The 18,282-nt window shown below is 62.1% G+C and carries 15 protein-coding genes; 7 read left to right on the top strand and 8 right to left on the bottom strand.

What is annotated here, in order from left to right; translation table 11 throughout:
* Positions 1–111: 111 nt before the first annotated feature.
* The gene (locus tag WNZ15_RS11655; protein WP_342893137.1) at positions 112–1,203 is read left to right on the top strand and encodes a LacI family DNA-binding transcriptional regulator; all 1,092 of its coding nucleotides are present in this window, start codon (positions 112–114) and stop codon (positions 1,201–1,203) included.
* A 310-nt stretch (positions 1,204–1,513) separates the two neighbouring features.
* Here WNZ15_RS11655 and WNZ15_RS11650 read toward each other — a convergent pair whose 3' ends face one another.
* The 4 genes from WNZ15_RS11650 to WNZ15_RS11635 form a co-directional block, all read right to left on the bottom strand.
* Positions 1,514–3,151 carry a BCCT family transporter gene (locus WNZ15_RS11650; protein WP_342893136.1) on the bottom strand — a complete coding sequence of 546 codons (1,638 nt, stop codon included), beginning with the start codon at positions 3,149–3,151 and terminating at the stop codon, positions 1,514–1,516.
* Positions 3,152–3,182: 31 nt separating this feature from the next.
* On the bottom strand, positions 3,183–3,596 hold the full coding sequence (locus tag WNZ15_RS11645; RefSeq protein WP_342893135.1) for a universal stress protein: 414 nt from the start codon (positions 3,594–3,596) through the stop codon (positions 3,183–3,185).
* Between the two features lie 312 nt (positions 3,597–3,908).
* The gene (locus WNZ15_RS11640; RefSeq protein WP_342893134.1) at positions 3,909–6,077 is read right to left on the bottom strand and encodes a diguanylate cyclase; all 2,169 of its coding nucleotides are present in this window, start codon (positions 6,075–6,077) and stop codon (positions 3,909–3,911) included.
* A gap of 151 nt (positions 6,078–6,228) precedes the next feature.
* The gene (locus WNZ15_RS11635; RefSeq protein WP_342893133.1) at positions 6,229–7,410 is read right to left on the bottom strand and encodes a pyridoxal phosphate-dependent aminotransferase; all 1,182 of its coding nucleotides are present in this window, start codon (positions 7,408–7,410) and stop codon (positions 6,229–6,231) included.
* A 269-nt stretch (positions 7,411–7,679) separates the two neighbouring features.
* On the opposite strand from WNZ15_RS11635, the gene WNZ15_RS11630 reads away from it, so the two are divergent.
* The 5 genes from WNZ15_RS11630 to WNZ15_RS11610 all read left to right on the top strand — a co-directional run bounded on the left by WNZ15_RS11630 (position 7,680) and on the right by WNZ15_RS11610 (position 12,022).
* Entirely contained in the window at positions 7,680–8,747 is a 1,068-nt protein-coding gene (locus tag WNZ15_RS11630) for a GTP-binding protein (RefSeq protein ID WP_342893132.1), read from the top strand.
* Between the two features lie 11 nt (positions 8,748–8,758).
* The gene (locus WNZ15_RS11625) at positions 8,759–9,736 is read left to right on the top strand and encodes a WD40 repeat domain-containing protein (protein ID WP_342893131.1); all 978 of its coding nucleotides are present in this window, start codon (positions 8,759–8,761) and stop codon (positions 9,734–9,736) included.
* Positions 9,737–9,764: 28 nt separating this feature from the next.
* Complete coding sequence (locus WNZ15_RS11620) at positions 9,765–10,265, top strand: DUF2937 family protein (RefSeq protein WP_342893130.1); 501 nt, start codon at positions 9,765–9,767, stop codon at positions 10,263–10,265.
* A 127-nt stretch (positions 10,266–10,392) separates the two neighbouring features.
* A complete protein-coding gene (locus WNZ15_RS11615) occupies positions 10,393–11,289 on the top strand; it encodes a LysR family transcriptional regulator (protein ID WP_342893129.1) in 897 nt (298 codons plus the stop codon).
* Between the two features lie 184 nt (positions 11,290–11,473).
* Positions 11,474–12,022: a TetR/AcrR family transcriptional regulator gene (locus WNZ15_RS11610; protein WP_342893128.1), complete on the top strand. Its 549-nt coding sequence runs from the start codon at positions 11,474–11,476 to the stop codon at positions 12,020–12,022.
* A 52-nt stretch (positions 12,023–12,074) separates the two neighbouring features.
* Here the strand turns inward: WNZ15_RS11610 and WNZ15_RS11605 are convergent, their stop codons facing one another.
* Entirely contained in the window at positions 12,075–13,148 is a 1,074-nt protein-coding gene (locus WNZ15_RS11605) for a Glu/Leu/Phe/Val dehydrogenase dimerization domain-containing protein (protein WP_342893127.1), read from the bottom strand.
* A 294-nt stretch (positions 13,149–13,442) separates the two neighbouring features.
* Between WNZ15_RS11605 and WNZ15_RS11600 the strand changes: the two genes are divergently transcribed.
* Positions 13,443–15,281 carry a DUF1007 family protein gene (locus WNZ15_RS11600; RefSeq protein WP_342893126.1) on the top strand — a complete coding sequence of 613 codons (1,839 nt, stop codon included), beginning with the start codon at positions 13,443–13,445 and terminating at the stop codon, positions 15,279–15,281.
* Between the two features lie 24 nt (positions 15,282–15,305).
* On the opposite strand, the gene WNZ15_RS11595 is transcribed toward WNZ15_RS11600, so the two are convergent.
* The 3 genes from WNZ15_RS11595 to WNZ15_RS11585 form a co-directional block, all read right to left on the bottom strand.
* A complete protein-coding gene (locus WNZ15_RS11595; protein ID WP_342893125.1) occupies positions 15,306–16,064 on the bottom strand; it encodes a gamma-glutamyl-gamma-aminobutyrate hydrolase family protein in 759 nt (252 codons plus the stop codon).
* A gap of 72 nt (positions 16,065–16,136) precedes the next feature.
* Entirely contained in the window at positions 16,137–16,805 is a 669-nt protein-coding gene (locus tag WNZ15_RS11590; protein WP_342893124.1) for a response regulator transcription factor, read from the bottom strand.
* 8 nt (positions 16,806–16,813) lie between these two features.
* Positions 16,814–18,175, bottom strand: a complete 1,362-nt coding sequence (locus WNZ15_RS11585; RefSeq protein WP_342893123.1) for a cache domain-containing protein — start codon at positions 18,173–18,175, stop codon at positions 16,814–16,816.
* Between the last annotated feature and the right edge of the window lie 107 nt (positions 18,176–18,282).

The following is an 18,282-nucleotide window of genomic DNA, read 5'->3' as shown; positions in this document are numbered from 1 at the left end:
GCGGTCCTGTGGCCGTGCACCGCTCCGGGGCTGTCGCCCAAACGGAATACCGGCTTACCCGGGGGCCTGGACGGTCGCCCTTACCGCCGCTGCGGTCATCGAGAAGTGTGAATGCCTGAAGACAACGGATCCAAGCCTTCCTCGCCGAAAATTCCGCTGAAGCCCGGCCAAAGGCTTACTCTCGGGCATATCGCCGATCAGCTCGGCATCTCCACGGCCACGGTTTCGCTTGCCCTGAGGGACAGCCCTCTGGTCGCGGAGGAAACCCGGGCGAAGGTCAAGAGGACCGCCGAGGAAATCGGTTATATCTACAACCGGTCGGCGGCCTCCCTGCGCACGTCGCGCAGCCAGATCGTCGGCGTTGCGGTGCACGATATTCTCAATCCCTATTTCGCCGAAGTGTTCTCCGCGCTCGAGGATGTGCTGGAGGAGCAGGGGCAGATGGTTTTCATCTGCAACCACAGGGACGATGTGAAGCGCCAGCGCGCGTTCGTCAACACGCTGCTGCAGCACCGGGCGGACGGCCTGATCCTGTGCCCCTCGGTCGGAACATCGGCCGAGGAGATCAACCGGCTGGTGGATCAGGGCATCCCCGTGACGCTGGTGGCGCGCGAGGTTCCCGGGGTCTGGGCTCCTTGCGTGCGCGGGGACGATCTCGCCGGGGCCTACCAGATCACCCGGCATCTCATCGGGCAGGGGCACAAGGACATCGCCATGGTTGGCGGTCGCCGCGGGAGTTCGACCGGCCGTTTCAGAAACGCGGGCTGGCGCAAGGCCCTGGAGGAAGCCGGACTGGAACCCGACAGGCAGTTGGACCTTCCGGAAATGATGACCCAGGCCGATGGCCGGGAAGCTGTTTCGAAGGTCCTGGACGCGGAGCGGCGCCCGACCGCGATCGTCGCCTTCAACGACCTGGTCGCATTCGGCCTGATGACCACGTTCCGGCGGGCCGGTATCGAACCGGGACCGGACATGGCCATCACCGGGTATGACGATATTGACGGCGCGGACGCGCGCACGCCGGCCCTGACCACAGTCTCCGCCCAGCCCGACAAGATCGGCCGCCTCGCCGCCTTGACGCTTTTGCGCCAGATCGCCGGCGACAGGGTTCCGAACAAGCCCATCGTGATCGAGCCCGACCTGCGGATCCGTGAAAGTTCTCCGCCGCCGGGGATCCGGCTGGCGCCGAAACTGGCCGAATAGATAAAATTCCGCGATCGATCGGGGCATGTCTCGGACCGCTGACAAACCCGCAGGGTCTTTCCGGCCGGTCTGCAGCGCAGCTGCATGGCCAGAGCCGGAAACCAGCGCGTACTTCGCGCCACAGGCGCGGCTTCATTCCTGATTTCAGATATTTGACTGCTCTGGTGCTCGCCTTCGCTTGCGCTGACATGCCGGATCCCGGATCAGCGCGCAACGTCGCTGCACTTGTCCGCGATGACCAACCGAGAACCTGTCAACAACCTGACGGGCGGCCGGTGGCCGCCCGTTTCCGGTCGCGGGGCGTTCGCTGTCAGCGTGGCTCGTCGAGCAGGCCCTTGATGATCGTGTAACACGCCAGCAGCAGCACGATCGTGAACGGGAACCCGGTGGAAACCGCCATGGCCTGCAGGGCGCCGAGCCCGCCGCCAAGCAACAGGGCGATGGCGACCAGTCCCTCGAAGGTGCACCAGAACACACGCTGGGACACCGGTGCATCGACCTTGCCGCCTGCCGTGATCGTATCGATCACCAGGGAGCCGGAATCCGAGGACGTGACGAAGAACACGATCACCAGGACAATGGCGATGAACGATGTGATTGACGCCATCGGCAGGTCGGCGAGCATGCCGAACAGCGACAACTCCGGGCTGTAGCTGGCGATGACATATTCATGCACCTTGCTGCCTTCCAGGGTCAGGGCCTGCTCGATCGCCGTTCCGCCGAAGGCCGTCATCCACAACACGGAGACAATCGTCGGAATGATGAGCACGCAAATCACGAACTCGCGCACCGTCCGTCCCCGGCTGACGCGGGCTATGAACATGCCCACGAACGGCGACCAGGAGATCCACCAGGCCCAGTAGAAGGCGGTCCAGCCCTGCCGGAAGCCGTCGTCCTCCCGGCCGAACGGCATCGACAGCGGAACGATTTCCTTTGCATAGGAGGCGATGTTGGAGAAGAAGCCCGAAATCAGCGCGGATGTGGGCCCGGCCGCTATCACGAAGACCAGCAGCAGCGCCGCGATCAGCATGTTGATTTCCGACAGGACCTTCACGCCGCCGTCGAGACCGCGCAGCACCGAGATCAGGGCGACTGCGGTGATGCCGATGATCAGGATGACCTGTGCTGTGACGCTCACCGGAATGCCGAACACGAAGTTCAGACCGGCATTGGCCTGCTGCGCGCCGAAGCCCAGCGACGTTGCCAGACCGAACAGGGTCGCGAACACCGCCAGGATATCGACGACATGGCCCGGCCAGCCCCAGGTGCGTTCGCCGAAGATCGGATAGAAGACCGACCGCATCGTCAGCGGCAGGCCCTTGTTGAAGGAGAACAGCGCGAGCGCAAGAGCGACCACGGCATAGATGGCCCAGGGGTGCAGGCCCCAGTGAAAGATGGTCGCGGCCATGCCCATGGCTTTTGCGGCGGCGACGTTTTCGGGGATGAGGTTGCCGTCCGCGTCGAAGGGCGAAGGCACGCCCACCGGTTCGGAGAAGGCCATGTGGTAAACCGGCTCAAGCACGCCGAAGAACATCAGGCCGATGCCCATGCCGGCAGCGAACAGCATCGCGAACCAGCCGAAATAACTGTAGTCCGGGTCCGCGTCCCTGCCGCCGATACGCACATTGCCGAGCGGCGTGACGATCAGCGCAAGGCAGACGAGCACGAAGACGTTGCCGGACAATATGAAGAACCAGTCGAGGTTCGAGGTCAGCCACTTGCGCATGGTGTCGAAGATCGGGCCGACTTCGGTCTGAAACGTCAGCGTGAGAAAGACAAAGGCGACGATCGTCAGTCCGGACACCAGAAAGACCGGATTGTGGATGTCCAGGTTGAAGGGGCCAACACTGGCTTCGATGTTGTCCTGCCCGATCTCGTAGTCCGTATCGATGATGTTGGCGTCCCCTTCTGGACCGGGGATGCTCGAATTTTCTGAGTTGTCGCTCATGGGAGCGTTCCTTGTGGTTCGGGAAACTTGGTTATCTGACGAGGAAGACGGATACGTCCGCATGGCTGGCCAGCCGGCCGCCATTGGAGGGCCAGAGGTGATCCGCCAGGTTCGGGACATGGGTCGCCATGACCACAAGATCGGCGCCGGTCTCCCGAACGGCCGTCAGAAGACCTGTGTCGAGATCGATCGCCGGGTCGTGGACGAAAACGGCGTGACCCGATGCATTGATCCCGTATTTGACGCCCTGCGCAGCCGCGAATGCGTCGAGTTTCTGACGGAATTCCTGCGGCGTGTGTGCGACCGACCCGGGCGCGGCGGATGCGACGGCCGCGAACACCACGGGAAGGCTGTCCTGCCTGGCCAGGTAAACACCCGCCGAAACGGCTTTTTCCAGTTTCTCGGCATGATTCAAGTCTATCGGAATGAGTATCTTGTTGAACAACTGTCCCTCCCAGATTTGTGTCCACACCCTGGTTCGGCGCATGGCCGACCGGATTAGATCCGACGGTCAGGGGAAGAGCGCTTCAAAAAATGCGGAAGCGCGGCGTCTGTGCTCGATCGAACGCCGGGCGCTGCCGAGATCATCCGCCGGAGGGGCCGCAATGTTGGTGTTGCCGATGAGGATGTTTCGAGCCGCTCCCTGCCCCTGCGCGGCAGTGTTGCATGCACGGGGGGCCGCGTCAAAGAAACAGCGCCCGCGCGTGCGGTCGCCATCGCGGGGCGGTGATGCGGCAGGCAGGTGTCGCAGGAGGGATCAAAGAGCCGGTGCGGATTCCATCTCGGTCCGGTAGACCATGCACTTGTTGCGGCCGGTCGACTTGGCTTCATAGAGCGCCGTGTCGGCCTTCTGCATGAGCGTGGAGAACTCGACGTCCTCGCGGGCTGCCGCGGCCAGGCCCATGCTGCATGTCACCGTTTGCTGGACATGATCCATCTGGCATTCGTCCATGATCTTGATGCGCAGGCGCTCGCACACCAGCATGGCGTCTTCCAGAGTGGTGTTGTGCAGGATCATGCAGAATTCCTCGCCGCCGACACGCCCGAACACATCGACCGCACGCAAGGCGCCACCAACGGTGTCGGCAAACAGCTTGAGGACCTCGTCTCCGGCGGCATGGCCGTGCAGGTCGTTGATATGCTTGAATTTGTCGATGTCTATCATGACGGCCGTGAACGGGCGCTTGGTTCGGCGAAAGCGCTGAATCTCGGTATTGGCGCGCTCCAGGAAGGCCCGTCGGTTCAGGATCTGTGTCAGATCGTCGATACTGGCAACCCGCTCCAGGTTGATCTTGGCATCCATCAAGGCCTGATGGTCGCGCTGGCGGGCGATTTCATGTCCGACCCAGTCCGCGAACTGGCGTACAATCTGAATGTCGGCCGGCGAAAACGGACGCTTGCGGGGTTGGGCGGCGGAAAAATTGATCGTGCCGTGCACGACGCCGTCTACCAGCAGCGGCGCGCCGATATAGGTTTCCAGCGCGAAGATTTCGAAACAGGGATGCCTGGCGAACTGGGAGTTTGCCGCATTCGCCGTGGCCAGGGGACCGTCGGCGTCGAGTGTCAGGGTGCAGTAGGTGTCCTTAAGCGGAAAGGACGTGCCGGGCTCAAGCTCACCACTGGGGCTGTTGGCATGCGTGATCGTGTAGTGGTCATCGATCACGTGGCTGATGATGCCGAAGGGCAGGTCGAAATGTTCGGTGCCAAGGCGCAGAATTTCAGCGATCTTGTCTTCGTGACCCAATTCGCGCGTGGAGGTGATTGCATAGAGTTCCGCGAGGGTCCGCTCGGTTTTCTTGCGGTCCGTAATGTCCGTAATCAGGACGACAATGCCCTTGACCTGGTCATTTTCAAGAACGCGCGGATTGCAGTCTATCTGGCACTCGCGATGGACGCCGTCCGGGAAATGAAGGCCGACTTCGCTGGACACCTTCTTGCCCTTGCAAGCCTCCTGCAGAAAGGAGCGCATGACTTCGCGCTCTTTCCAGGGCAGGCGATCGCGCAGGCGGGTGCCGAGCAGGTTGTCCGGCGTGCCGTCAAACCACTCGCAGGCGGTCTTGTTGAGAAAGATACACTTGCCGTCCGGATCGACCTCGACAACACTTCCGGTGATGTTGTCGGCCATCAGTGACAGGTTCTGATAAGCGTTTTCCGATTCGGCACGGGCATGTTTGAGCTCGGTGATATCGGCGCGTATGCCGGCGATGCCACCGCTTCTTGTCCGGGTTTCGGAAACTCTCAACCAGCGGCCATCGCTGAGGCTTTGTTCAATGACGGATCCGTTCGCGTTCCGGTGTGCCGCCAGGCGTTTCTCCAGCCACGCCTCGTTGTCGAGGTCGAAGGTATCATACTGCTTCTTGTTGAGGCCGAAGCGCAGGATGTCCTCAAACCGGTTCCCGGGAAAGATTGCGGGCGCGGTCAGGGCGTAAATCTCACGGTAATTGTCATTGCAGATGATCAGGCGGTCTTCATTGTCAAAGATCGCAAAGCCCTCGTTGATCGCATCCACGGCGTCTTCCAGCGTGAGCGCGATATCGCTGAGCTTGTTTTCGAGCGCCTTGCGTTCGGAAAGGTCCCGCGCAATGAACAGGAAACCGGAGAGATTGCCGTCAGTATCAACAAGCGGCGCGCCGACAACTTCGGCGCAGACAGTGGTGCTGTCGCCGCGCAGCAGTTCGAGCGTGTAAGTTTTTTGTTGCGGCCGGTCCGCGGGCGACTGGTAAATCTCGCCCAATTTCTCGAACTGGTCGGTGTCTGAAAAGAAACGCTCTGTCGTGGATCCGACGCAGTCTTCGCTGCTGACGCGCAGGAGCTGTTCCATGGCCTTGTTGACGAACAGAATTTCCCGATCGGCATTGGTGACGACAACACAGTCGGTCATGTCGCCGAACGATTGTTGAAGATCCAATGTGATGCACTCAGCCATGTCCATCCCCGTAGTCACGTCTTTGATCGGGCCTCGGTTTCATACAAGACAATAAAAGTTTAATAAAAGGGATACGCAACGTAAGAATTCAACCGATTTCGGAGCCTATTTACAATTATCCCTTGTGGTGATTGGTAATAGTGCCTATTAATTAAGCTCCTTGGTTGTTTTCAAGTAAATTTTCTATGCGTGCCAGCGCTTTTATGATGTTTTCGGTAGAGTTCGCATAGGATAACCTGATGTATCCTTCGCCCAAAATCCCGAAATCAGGTCCGCCGATCACTGCGACACCTGCCTGTTCGAGCAATGCGGACGCAAGTTCCTTGGCTTTCCAGCCGGTGTTCTTGATGTTCGGGTAGGCATAGAAGGCCCCGAGGGGCGTCCGGCAGGTCACGCCTTCAATGGCATTCAGACCGTCCACGGTAACCTTCCGCCGGGCATCGAATTCCCGAACCATGTCCCCGACGGCGGTCTGCGGACCGGTCAGTGCGGCAAGCGCACCAAACTGCGCGGGTGCGTTCACGCAGGACCAGGCATTGACGGCCAGCTTGCGCGCCTTGTCCATGAGTTGATCCGGCCAGAGCGAAAAGCCCATTCTCCATCCGGTCATGGCATAGGTTTTCGACCAGCCGTCCAGGAGGATCAGCCTGTCCCGTATTGCCTCGAAAGTCAGCAGGGAAACGTGCTCTGCGCCGTCATAGGTCATTTGTGAATAGATTTCGTCCGACAGGATCGCGACGTCCGGATGGCGGTCGAGGCCGGCAACCAGCTTTTCGATCTCGGCGCGGGGCGTCACGCCGCCGGTCGGGTTGGCGGGCGAATTCAAAATAAGCAGTCTTGTCCTGTCCGTGATCAGCGACAGGGTTTCCTCGGCGGAAAACGCGAAGTCGTTCTCCTCGCGGATCGGGACCGGCACGGGACGTGCCCCGGTGAATTCGATCATCGATCTGTAGATCGGAAATCCGGGATCCGGGTAAAGTATTTCCGCGCCGGGTTCGCCGAACATCAGGATCGCCATGAACATGGTCACCTTGCCGCCGGGGACGACCAGCACGTTGCCGGGATCGGTTGCAACGCCATGCCGTTTCAGAAGATCGGCGCTGACGGCCTCGCGCAGGGGGGCGATGCCGTTTGCCGGCGTATAGCCGTGGTGGCCGTCCCGCAACGCCTTGACCGCCGCCTCGACGATATGCTCCGGCGTCTTGAAATCCGGCTGGCCGATGCCGAGGTTGATAATGTCGCGGCCCTGGCCGGCAAGTTCCGTGGCCCTGGCGAGCACGGCGAAGGCATTTTCCTCACCAATCCGGTCAAAACCGGCAATTGTCTTCAGCACGTGTTGCTCCCCCTGTTCTGGCTCCTGACAGACGTTTAGAACGTGTTTCGCCAATTTGAAACCGTGCGATGGCCAGAAACTGCGAAAGCCCGTGCCGGGTTCCTCTACAGACAGGCGGAACGGTGAACGCCCAAGGCGGTGTTCGACGGGCGGCAATTGCGGAATTTTTTTCCCGGCTCTCCCAATAGCCGGTCGATGTGCTTATATTCGCGCCCAGGACGCCCGCCATGCGGGCCTTATCAAGCAATATCACGCCAGGAAGCTTCGCGATGACTGCGACACAGGACGCCCCGGCCCAGATTCCCGTCACCGTGCTGACGGGGTATCTGGGGGCCGGTAAAACCACCCTTCTCAACCGGATCCTGACCGAAAATCACGGCCAGCGGTATGCGGTGATCGTCAATGAGTTCGGCGAGGTCGGCATCGACAACGATCTTCTGGTCGAATCCGATGAAGAAATCTTCGAGATGAACAACGGCTGCATCTGCTGCACGGTGCGCGGTGACCTGATCCGCACCGTCCAGAACCTGATGAAGCGCAAGGGGGCCTTCGACGCGATCATCGTCGAAACCACCGGCGTGGCGGACCCGGCGCCCGTGGCCCAGACCTTCTTCATGGATGACGACGTCCGCGCTTCGGCGAAGCTGGATGCGGTGGTCGCCGTCGTCGATGCCCGTCATGTGCTGCAGCGGCTGGAGGACACGGAAGAGGCCGAGGACCAGATCGCCTTTGCCGACGTGATCCTGCTCAACAAGACCGACCTCGTGTCGGACGAGGAACGGGCCAATGTCGAAGCCCGTATCCGGGCGATCAATCCCTATGCGGTCCTGCACCACAGCGAGCGCTGCGGCGTCGACATCGCCAAGGTCCTGGACCGGGGTGCATTCGATCTGGATCGTATCCTGTCGCTCGATCCGCATTTTCTGGAACACGGGCATCACGCGGATGACTGCGGTCCGGACTGCGACCACGATCATGACCATCATCACGGACATGACCATGACCACGGTCATCACCACCATCATCATGACGAGAACACGCATTCGGTGAAGAGCATCTCGCTGACAGCCGGAGACCTCAACCCCGACATGTTCTTTCCCTGGATCAATCAGGTTACCCAGGTGCAGGGGCCGAACATCCTGCGGATGAAAGGCATTATCGCGTTCAAGGACGATCCGCAGCGTTATGTGATCCAGGGGGTTCACATGATTGTCGAGGGCGATCACCAGCGCGACTGGAAAGCCGACGAGCCGCGGGAGAGCCGGCTTGTCTTCATCGGGCGCGATCTCAACTGGGATGTGCTGAAGGACAGTTTCCAGGCTTGTGCCGCGCAATGAGGAATTGACACTTGCCGACGATTGCACCTTTGGAGCTGGACGGCTTTGTCGTCAGGGCCGGCTTCCTGAAAGACTGTGCCTGTTTCGCGACCGGGGAAGGAGAGGTCCTTTTCTCCGCCGCGGGCGAGCATCGCTGCAGGCCGCACAAGGCCGGCCTGCTGGCCGCGGAAATCAGCCGTGACGGGTCCGGCCTGATCACTTCGGGGGACGATGGCTGCATCCATGTCACCGGCCCGGACGGGTCCAGCGCCCTTGTTGCCGAGCGGCCGCGAAAGTGGATCGACCTGATTGCGGCCGGTCCGTCCGGTGCGGTCGCCTTCGCCAGCGGACGCACCGCCTGGATCCGGTTCGGCGACGGCCGGGAAAAGGAGTTTGCGCATGAACGCGCGGTCGGCGGTCTGGCGTTCGCGCCCAAGGGCATGCGCCTGGCGGTGTCCCGCTATGACGGGGCGAACCTGTGGTGGGCCAATACCGACGGAGCGCCGGTCGAGCTTTCCTGGAAAGGTGCGCATCTGGGCACCAGCTTTTCGCCGGACGGCAAATACCTTGTCACGGCGATGCAGGAAAACGCGCTGCATGGCTGGCGGCTGTCGGACACCCAGGACATGCGCATGACCGGCTACCCGGCCAAGGTGAAATCCTTCAGCTGGTCGCTCAAGGGCCGCTATCTGGCGACGTCGGGGGCAAATGCCGCGATCCTGTGGCCCTTTTTCGGAAAGACCGGCCCGATGGGGCAGACGCCGTTGCAACTCGGAACGCGCGGGGACGCACTGGTCACGGCGGTCGCGTGCCATCCGAAAGAGGAAGTCGTTGCGATCGGTTATCAGGATGGCATGATCATGATGAGCCGGTTCACGGACAATGCGGAAGTTCTGTTGAGACGGCCGGGAAAAGGCCCGGTGTCATCGATGGACTGGGACGCGGACGGCACGCGGCTGGTCTTCGGAACGGAGACGGCCGAGGCCGGTATCGTCAGTCTGCAGGATTGACGGGCCGGACTGCGAACGGGAGATCCGGATGGCGCGGATACTGTTGTTGATTGCCATGCTGATGAGCGGAACGGCGACGTCCCAGTTGCCGGAATTCTCGCAGCAGTACCGGCAGCGCCTCGGTGGCGCCATCGACGCGCTGGAAGAGATTCTGGCCGATTTCAACAGGGATGCCCAAAACCACGGCTTGACCTCCGCAGAGGCAATCGCGCGCCAGAAGTCGTCCGGGGACGCTTTTGTCCGCGCGCGGGGCGACAGCATGCTGAACGCCGAGATCCGTCTCAGCCGCCTTCAGCAGCAACAGGCTGAACTTGAATCGGCAGGGCCGATCGAACGGCTGATGATTTTTGCCCGCGGCTTCGATCCGCAACTGGCCCAGGCGACGGCCGAGGACTACGAACCGGCCGTCCCGGTGACGATTGCCGGGTTCACCAGTGCCGGTGCCGGTGCGTTTGCCGGGTACCTGGTCATGCGCATCCTGATCGGTTTTGGCCGTCTCGGGCGCCGGCGCAGACCGCGGCACGGCTGACCCGGCATTTCCGGCCGCCGGCACGCCCTTTTTCCCGGCGCTGCGCTGGGCCGGAACAGGTTTTAGTGCCCATCGGGGGCATGGCGTACACGGGTCATCGGGGACCCGGTCACTGGAAGGATGCCGGATGGACGCAATCACGCGGATGCGCTGCTTCATTCAAGTTGTCGACGCAAATGGGTTCTCTGCTGCAGCCCGGGAAATGGGCCGGTCGAAGGCGCTGGTCTCGAAATATGTCGGCGAGCTGGAAGACGAGCTCGGTGTCCGGCTGTTGAACCGGACCACGCGCCAGATCTCGATGACGGAAGTCGGCGAAGCCTACTACAAGGAAGCGGTGGAAATCCTGCAGCGAATTGATGATCTGCAGGCGTCTGTGCAGTCCTCGCACGAGGAAGTGCGCGGCCGCCTGCGGATCTCCGCTCCCCGGTCCATGGGGGATATGCTGCTCAACAGGGCGATGATGGACTTCCTTGTCCGGCACCCGGAGATCAACCTCGACCTGCGGCTGGAAGACCGGTTCGTCGATCTGGTCGAGGAAGGCTTCGATCTTGCGGTCCGGGTCACGCAGCTGGACGATTCCAGCCTGATTGCCCGCAAGATCGCGCCTTTCCGCACTGTGGTCTGCGCCAGTCCGCAAACCATCGAGAAATACGGAGCGCCCAAGGTCCCGTCCGACCTTGCTACCCGCCCCTGCCTGATCGACACCAATTACCGCTACAAGCAGAACTGGGCTTTCGAGGAAAACGGCCAGCGGAGTTCCGTGGTGGTCAAGGGGCCGCTGGAAATCAACAGCGCGGCAGGTGCCCGGGAAGCCGCCTTGTGTGGCCTGGGCTTTCTCAGGACACCGTTGTTCTTTGTCTCCGAAGACATCGTCTCGGGAAGGCTGGTCACGCTGCTTGAGGACTATGAGGAGCCGATGCGCGGCATATATGCGGTCTACCCGCACAGGCGGCATCTCAGTGCAAAGGTCCGCGCCTTCGTCGATTTTCTCGTCGAGACTTTTGCGAGAAAGTCCTGTCCGTGACGGAGGGCGAGTGCCGGATGCCAGGCGGCCTGGACCGGAATTCCGGCGCATGTGTCAGCGATCTCAATGGTCGTTGCGGCTTCGGGGCCGATCAAATGGTTCGTGGCCTGCCAAACGGTGACCGTGAATGCGGCACCTTTGTCCGGCGACACCACGACTTGAATGGGGAAGCCCGGAGCCCAACATGTCAGCGATGAAAGAGCCTCAGGAACAAATCGCCGCCCGACTGGAACAGGTTTTCTGGAACAGGGGATTTGCGGAGCCGAGCGTGCCCGAGTTGCGGGCCGGGGCCGGTGTCAGCATGCGCACACTCTACCGTCATTTTCCATCGCGGGAAGCCATGATCCTGGGCGCGCTTGAATACCGTCACCGCCGCTATCTGGACTATGTCCGCAGCGGCACTGTCGAGCCGGGGCTCGCGGCGGCCGAACAGCTTTTCGACAAGCTTGGTGGCTGGATGCGCCTGACCGAAGGCAAGGAATGCCTGTTCAGGCAAGCTATGTCAGCCAATCCCGACAGCACCGACATCGAGTCCATGGTCAGACGCCACAAGAAGGAGCTGCTCGGTTTTTTCGGCGCATTGAGCGGCCAGGACCGGTTTGCGGCGACCCTCTATATGCTCCATGAAGGCGTTACCGCCTGCTACGCCGAGTTGGGCGAAGCGGCTGTGGAGGATGCCAAGGCCCTGGTGCGCCTGATGTTCAAGTCCGCGAACGAGCGCGAACTCTCCTGATACCTGCGGGGAGCGGGCGGCGTTCCCGCCGCTTCCTGCGCCGGAACGGGCCTCAGGCCCTGGCTGCTCTGGCGAGCCGCTCTTCGGCCATGGCATCGGCAATCCGTTCAGGCGTTGTTTCCTCTCTGGCGGAGCGGGCGAAGATGGCCGACAGGGTCTCGCCGATCGAGAGCGTCTTTTGCCGTACCTCCGTGTCGTCGCCACCCGGTGTGGCCAGCGCGATGGAAATCACCCCACCGGCATTGATCGCGTAGTCCGGCGCGTAGAGAATTCCGCGTTTGCGCAGGGCATGCCCGTCCGCCGGTGTCTGAAGCTGGTTGTTGGCTGCTCCGGCCACGATCCGGGCCCGGATATGGGGGATGGTTCTGGCGTTCAGGCCGGCGCCGAGGGCGCAAGGCGCGAAAATGTCGGCCTCGACCATATGCGCTTCTGCGGGGTCGACGGCGGCTGCGCCGAAGGCGTCCACGGCCCTGAGGACAGCGGGCACGTGAATATCCGACACGATGAGCCTGGCCCCTGCTTCGTGGAGCCGCCGGGCAACGTCGTGGCCGACATGGCCGAGCCCCTGGACAGAGACCGTTCTGCCGTCGAGGTCGGGGCTGCCGAAGACGTGCCGCGCCGACGCCTTGATGCCCTCGAACACACCCAGGGCAGTATAGGGGGATGGGTCACCAAGGCCAGTGGCGCTGGTGCCGCGCACGTGATCGGTCTGGCGTGCCACCGCTTCCATGTCACCGGTTGTCACACCGACATCCTCCGCAGTGATATAGGTGCCCGACAGGCGCTCCACGTGGCGCCCGAAGGCCTCCATCAGTGCCGGCGTCTTGTCCTTGCGCGGGTCAGCGATGATCACCGCCTTGCCGCCGCCAAGATCGAGTCCGGCCAGTGCATTCTTGTAGGTCATGCCGCGGGAGAGGCGCAGGGCGTCGGTCAGGGCGTCGCCCGGGTGGTCGTAGGGCCAGACGCGGCAGCCGCCCAGAGCGGGGCCGAGGGTGGTGTCATGGACCGCGATGATCGCGCGCAGGCCGTTGGTCCTGTCGTGCACGAAGACAACGTCCTCATGGCCGCTCATTTCCGGGTGGTCGAACACGGTGCTGTGGTGGATGGATGTATGCAAAGCGTTCATGTCTGGCTCTGTAAGGTCGTTGTTGCTGGGAATATTTTAGCCCTGTCGATAGGAATGTTGTCTTTTTTCTTCTGGATTCACTCGGGCATGTGATTGTTTTGATCCATATCTGGATCTTCCTTGTGAAAATTTTTCCGATCCGATTTTTGCACTGCACTGTAGGGCCGGTCATCTTCCTGCCGTCTTCTCTGGTCAAGGGAGAACGGACATGCCATGTAAACATATTACATCTGACACTTGAATCTGGCGGGATGGATCGTGCGGACTTTCGTTGCCTCTACGTGCGGAACCTGTTTGGGGACCGGCTTCCGGCTTTGCCTGGGACTTGTGCTCCTGCTGGCGTCGCTGACGGGTGTTTACGCCCATCCCCATGTGTTTGTGGAGGCGCGATCGAAACTGGTGTTCGACAGCGCCGGGAAAGCGGTGGCGGTCAATCACGTGTTCCGGTTCGACGATGCCTTTTCGGCTTTCGCGATTCAGGGCTTCGACACAGACAACGACGGTGTCTATTCGCGCGCGGAGCTGAGCGAGCTGGCCAAGGTCAATGTCGAGAGCATGGCGGACTTCGGCTTTTTCACCTTCGGCGACAACGCGCGTGTCGAATTCGATTTCGGCGAACCGACCGACTACTGGCTCGAGGTCGCCACCGTGCCGCTCAAGGACTATTGGGTCATGAAGCCCGAGGACTTCGAGGCCATGCAGGAAGACGTCCAGATGAATGGCGGCGCGATGCCGGACGACGTCAAGCTGCTCGAACTGCATTTCACACTGCCGTTCAAGGAGGCGAGCGACACGCAGCAGGCGATCACCCTGGACGTCTACGATCCGACCTACTACGTCGACTTCCGGTTTGGCCAGGAAGACGAGGCCATCGGGACCGTGAACGCGCCGTCAAGCTGCCATGTGGCGCGCCGGGAGCCGCCGCCTCTGGACGACGCGACCGCCTATGCGCTGGCCCAGATCGGTCCGGACCAGCGCGATCTGCCGCCTGAGCTGCAATCGGCGGCGGCCTCGCAGATCAACCAGATGATCGTGACCTGTGGTGAGCCTGCCGCTGTGGCGGCTGCCGGCCAGGCGCTGCCCGAGGCGTCTGGCCCCGATCAGAACCGGGTGAAGGCCGTCACCGAAACGGCACAACAGGATGTCGCGGTGATCGAGGGACTGGAAAATCCCGAGGTTCAGGTCGGATTTCTCGATGGTATCTTCGGCACGATCGCCGTCAAGCAGCGGGAATTCTATCAGGCACTGGTCGCCAGCCTGCGTTCATTCCGGAGCAACCCGAATGCCGGATGGCTGCTGATGGGCTTGTCCTTCGCCTACGGGATTTTTCATGCGGCCGGTCCCGGCCACGGCAAGGCGATCATCACGTCCTATGTCGTCGCCAACAACGAAACACTCCGCAAGGGCGTCGTTCTGTCGTTCGCATCCGCGTTCGCGCAGGCATTGACCGCCATCGTTCTGGTGGGTGGGCTCGCGGTCGTGTTCAACCTGACCAGCATCGCCATCACGGACACCGCGCACTGGTTTGAAATAGGGTCCTATGTGCTGATCACCGGTCTTGGCGCCTGGCTCTTGTGGCAGAAGGCCATCCGGCCCGTCCTGGTCCGTTTCTCCGTCTCCTCCGCCGACGGCGCGCTGGCGCTGGCCGGAGCAGGTCATGGTCATTCGCACCACGATCACCACCACGACCACTCCCACCATCATGGGGGGCATTCACACGGGCACCATCATCACGACTTCGGCGCGGACGGCGTGTGTTCGTCCTGCGGTCACGCCCACGCGCCGACACCGGACATGATCCAGGGCAAGATCACGGTGACGCGCGCGCTTTCCATCATTCTGGCGGTGGGCCTGCGCCCGTGTACCGGCGCGCTGGTTGTGCTGGTGTTCGCCCTGTCGCAAGGCATGATCGCCGCGGGCATCACCTCGACGCTCGCCATGGCGGTCGGGACCGGTATCACCGTGTCGCTGCTGGCCGGACTTGCGGTCGGGGCGAAGGACCTGGCGGTCCGTCTCTTCGGCGAAGGCAGCGCCATGTCCGTGCGGATCCACCGAACAATCGAGATCGTCGGCGCGGCGGTGGTCTTTCTCCTGGGCCTGACCTTGCTGATCGCGGCGGTCGGCTGGGGATAGGCCCCCCCGTGCTTCAGCCCGGTTTCACAGCCCCAGACGTTTTTCACGGTAGGCACGGGCGGCATCGCCGAAGGCCTTGAACAGTTTCTTCGAGGGACCATCCGTGGTTACCCAGTATTCGGGATGCCACTGGGTGGCGAGCATGTAGCCCGGACTGTCTTTCAGGGACACGGCCTCGATCGTGCCGTCTTCCGCACGGGCCTCGACAACCAGCCCCGCACCCAGGGCGCCGACGGCCTGACGGTGCAGCGAGTTGACGTCGAAGGCGTCCACACCCAGAACGTCCGCCAGGCAGCCGCCGGACCTGGCCTCCACCGGGTGGGCAATGCGGAAACGCTCCTCCTGCCTGTCAGAAGTGGGCGCGCGATGATCGTTGCGGCCCTCCAGCGCCTGGATTTCCGTCAGGAGGGTGCCGCCCAGGGCGACGTTCAGCTCCTGCATGCCGCGGCAGATCGCAAACACCGGAACGCCACGCTCCACGGCCCGCTTGAGAAGCGGCAGGGTGGTTGAATCGCGGTCCGGATCATACGGCCCGTTTTCTTCCGTAGGGTCTTCGCCATAGAATTGCGGATTGACGTTGGAGCGCGAACCGGTGGCGAGCACGCCGTCGACCTGATCGAGGACCGCGTCAAGGTCCAGTTCGGCCCCCAGTGACGGCAGGATCATCGGAATGGCATCCGATCCGCTGACGACGGCCTGAAGATAGGTCGATGTCGCGGCGTGCCAATTGTAGCCTTCAAAGGCTTTCACGTCTGCGGTTACCAGGACGAGCGGTTTGGTCATGTCAGAGCCTGCGCAAGAGAGAAAATCGGTTCCGGTCGGAGGACTTGAAGCCCAGATGTAGCGGAAGACCGGTCAGTCCAGCAATCCCAGATCCTGCGCCACCTTGTAGAGCTGCGCCGCATTCTTGTTGCCGACCTTTTCGCGGAGGTTCAGCCGGTGCGATTCCACCGTGCGCACGGAGATGCCAAGCTCCTTGGCGACTTCCTTGTTCGGCTGTCCCTTCGCGATCGCGGTCAGTACCTGGCGCTCCCTGTCGGTCAGCCCGTAAGGGTCCGCCACCGGCGCCGACGTGCCGGCACCCACGAGGGTCGGCCCGACCGCGGAGGAAAAATAATAGCCGCCATTGGCGACGCTGGTGATGGCCGTGATCATTTCCGCGGCCGAAATGTCCTTCAAGATGTAGCCGCGCGCGCCGGCCTGGACGACACCGCGAACATATTCCGGGTTGTCGTAGACAGACAGGATCAGGACCGCCACCTGGGGAAGGGACTCGCGCATCCGGGTTGCGGCTTCCAGACCGTTCATCACCGGCATGGAGACATCCATCAGCAATACGTCCGGCCGCAGCTCGGCCGCGAGGTCGAGCGCGTCCCGGCCGTTGGTCGCTTCGCCGACGACTTCCAGTTCGGGGATCTTCAGAAGCCGCGCGCGGATCCCGTCCCGTACCAGTTCGTGGTCGTCCGCGAGCAGCACCCGGATGGGGCGGGTGACGGTTCCGGACAAAGGGGAATGCATTGTCATGGCCACCATCATGCCGCCTTTGCCGAGACGTTGTCGAGCGGCATCTGAACCTTGATCTTGGTGCCGCCCGGGCCGCGCCGGCTCAGGGTCAGCTTGCCGCCGTAGGTCTCGATGCGCTCGCGCATGTTGCGGAAGCCGAGGCCGCCGGATTTGGGCAGCGGGCGCGGCAGGCCGACACCGTTGTCCTCGACGCACAGAACGAGGTTCTGGAGACCGACCTTCAGGCTGATCGTGACCTCGCTGGCCCGGGCATGACGGGCAACGTTGGTCATGCATTCCTGCACCACCCGGTAGAGCGCCGTCTTGGCGCCCTCGGGCAGACGGCTGTGGCATTGCTCGGCGGTGACATTGACCGTGATGCCCGACTGGTTCTGGAATTCCTTGCCGAGACTGCCGAGGGCCGCTGACAGGCCCATGTCATCCAGGACGCTGGGCCTCAGATCCCGGGAAATCCGCCGGACTTCGGCAATCGTTCCGTCCAGGGTCTGCAGGCACTTGGCCGCGTGCCCCTGCAGGCCGGGGTCGCGGTTGGCCTCGCTGTGGATCAGTTCCACACCATAGCGGACCGATACCAGCAACTGCGAAATGCTGTCGTGGAGCTCTGTCGAGACACGCTTGCGCTCCTGTTCCTGGACCTGAAAGATCCGGTTGGTCAGTTCCTTCAGCTTGCTGTCGGCAAAGCGCTGTTCGGAAAAGCGCACGCCGGCGATCAGCGATCCGGCGATGATGATCGTCGCCAGCGTGATCATGAAGATCACGAACAGGGTCTGGCGGATGCTGCGGGTGAACTCGGCCCGGATGGCGGCAACTTCCTTGGCGATGTCGTCCGTGTAGAGACCCGTGCCGAGCATCCAGTTCCATTTGTCGAGCAGGATCGCGTAACCCAGCTTTTCCTCGACCGTGCCTGTCGACGGCTTGTGCCAGACATAATGATGAAAGCCGCCGCCGCCGGTGGCCTGGCTGATCAGGTTGCGGATCACGTAATCGCCGTTGTCGTCCTGCAGGTCCCACCAGTTGCCGCCGACCAGATGCGGCAGTTTCGGATGGACGACGTTGGTGCCGTCGAGCGTGTAGACGAAGAAATAGCCGTCATAGTCGAATGTGAGGTTGTGCAGGATTTCCCTGACCTTGTCCTTGGCGCTTTCGGGCCCGCCGGGCTCGTCGGCGTAGATCTGCTGGATCGAGGTCAGGGCCAGGTCGACGTAGTTGCGGATTTCCTGGCGCTTGGCGGCCAGAATGCGTTGTTCGACCGACCGTGTCTCGGCGTTGATGAGTTCGCGGGACTGGTAGTAGGTCGCACCGCCGATCAGCAGGGAGACCGCGATCAACGGCAGGATCGTGATCAGCAGCAATTTGGTCTTGAACGTCACCTGTTTCGCCCTCTTGTTACGCAAGCGGTCCTTGCACCGGAGATCTGTTGCGCAGATCTCAGTAGTATTACCGAGAAGGTGCGCAGAACCACGAATAGCGCAGGCCC

The organism is Roseibium sp. AS2, assembly GCF_038900065.1.
GTDB lineage: Bacteria > Pseudomonadota > Alphaproteobacteria > Rhizobiales > Stappiaceae > Roseibium.
The sequence above is the reverse complement of the archived record's forward strand: the minus strand, read 5'-3'. Positions and strand labels throughout refer to the sequence as shown.

Bases quoted from the DNA above. Each gene is read 5' to 3' on its own strand.
- WNZ15_RS11655 (WP_342893137.1), top strand. From the start codon at position 112: ATGCCTGAAGACAACGGATCCAAGCCTTCCTCGCCGAAAATTCCGCTG.
- WNZ15_RS11595 (WP_342893125.1), bottom strand. From the start codon at position 16,064: ATGACCAAACCGCTCGTCCTGGTAACCGCAGACGTGAAAGCCTTTGAA.
- WNZ15_RS11590 (WP_342893124.1), bottom strand. From the start codon at position 16,805: ATGACAATGCATTCCCCTTTGTCCGGAACCGTCACCCGCCCCATCCGG.
- WNZ15_RS11615 (WP_342893129.1), top strand. From the start codon at position 10,393: ATGGACGCAATCACGCGGATGCGCTGCTTCATTCAAGTTGTCGACGCA.
- WNZ15_RS11610 (WP_342893128.1), top strand. From the start codon at position 11,474: ATGTCAGCGATGAAAGAGCCTCAGGAACAAATCGCCGCCCGACTGGAA.
- WNZ15_RS11630 (WP_342893132.1), top strand. From the start codon at position 7,680: ATGACTGCGACACAGGACGCCCCGGCCCAGATTCCCGTCACCGTGCTG.
- WNZ15_RS11605 (WP_342893127.1), bottom strand. From the start codon at position 13,148: ATGAACGCTTTGCATACATCCATCCACCACAGCACCGTGTTCGACCAC.
- WNZ15_RS11640 (WP_342893134.1), bottom strand. From the start codon at position 6,077: ATGGCTGAGTGCATCACATTGGATCTTCAACAATCGTTCGGCGACATG.
- WNZ15_RS11650 (WP_342893136.1), bottom strand. From the start codon at position 3,151: ATGAGCGACAACTCAGAAAATTCGAGCATCCCCGGTCCAGAAGGGGAC.
- WNZ15_RS11620 (WP_342893130.1), top strand. From the start codon at position 9,765: ATGGCGCGGATACTGTTGTTGATTGCCATGCTGATGAGCGGAACGGCG.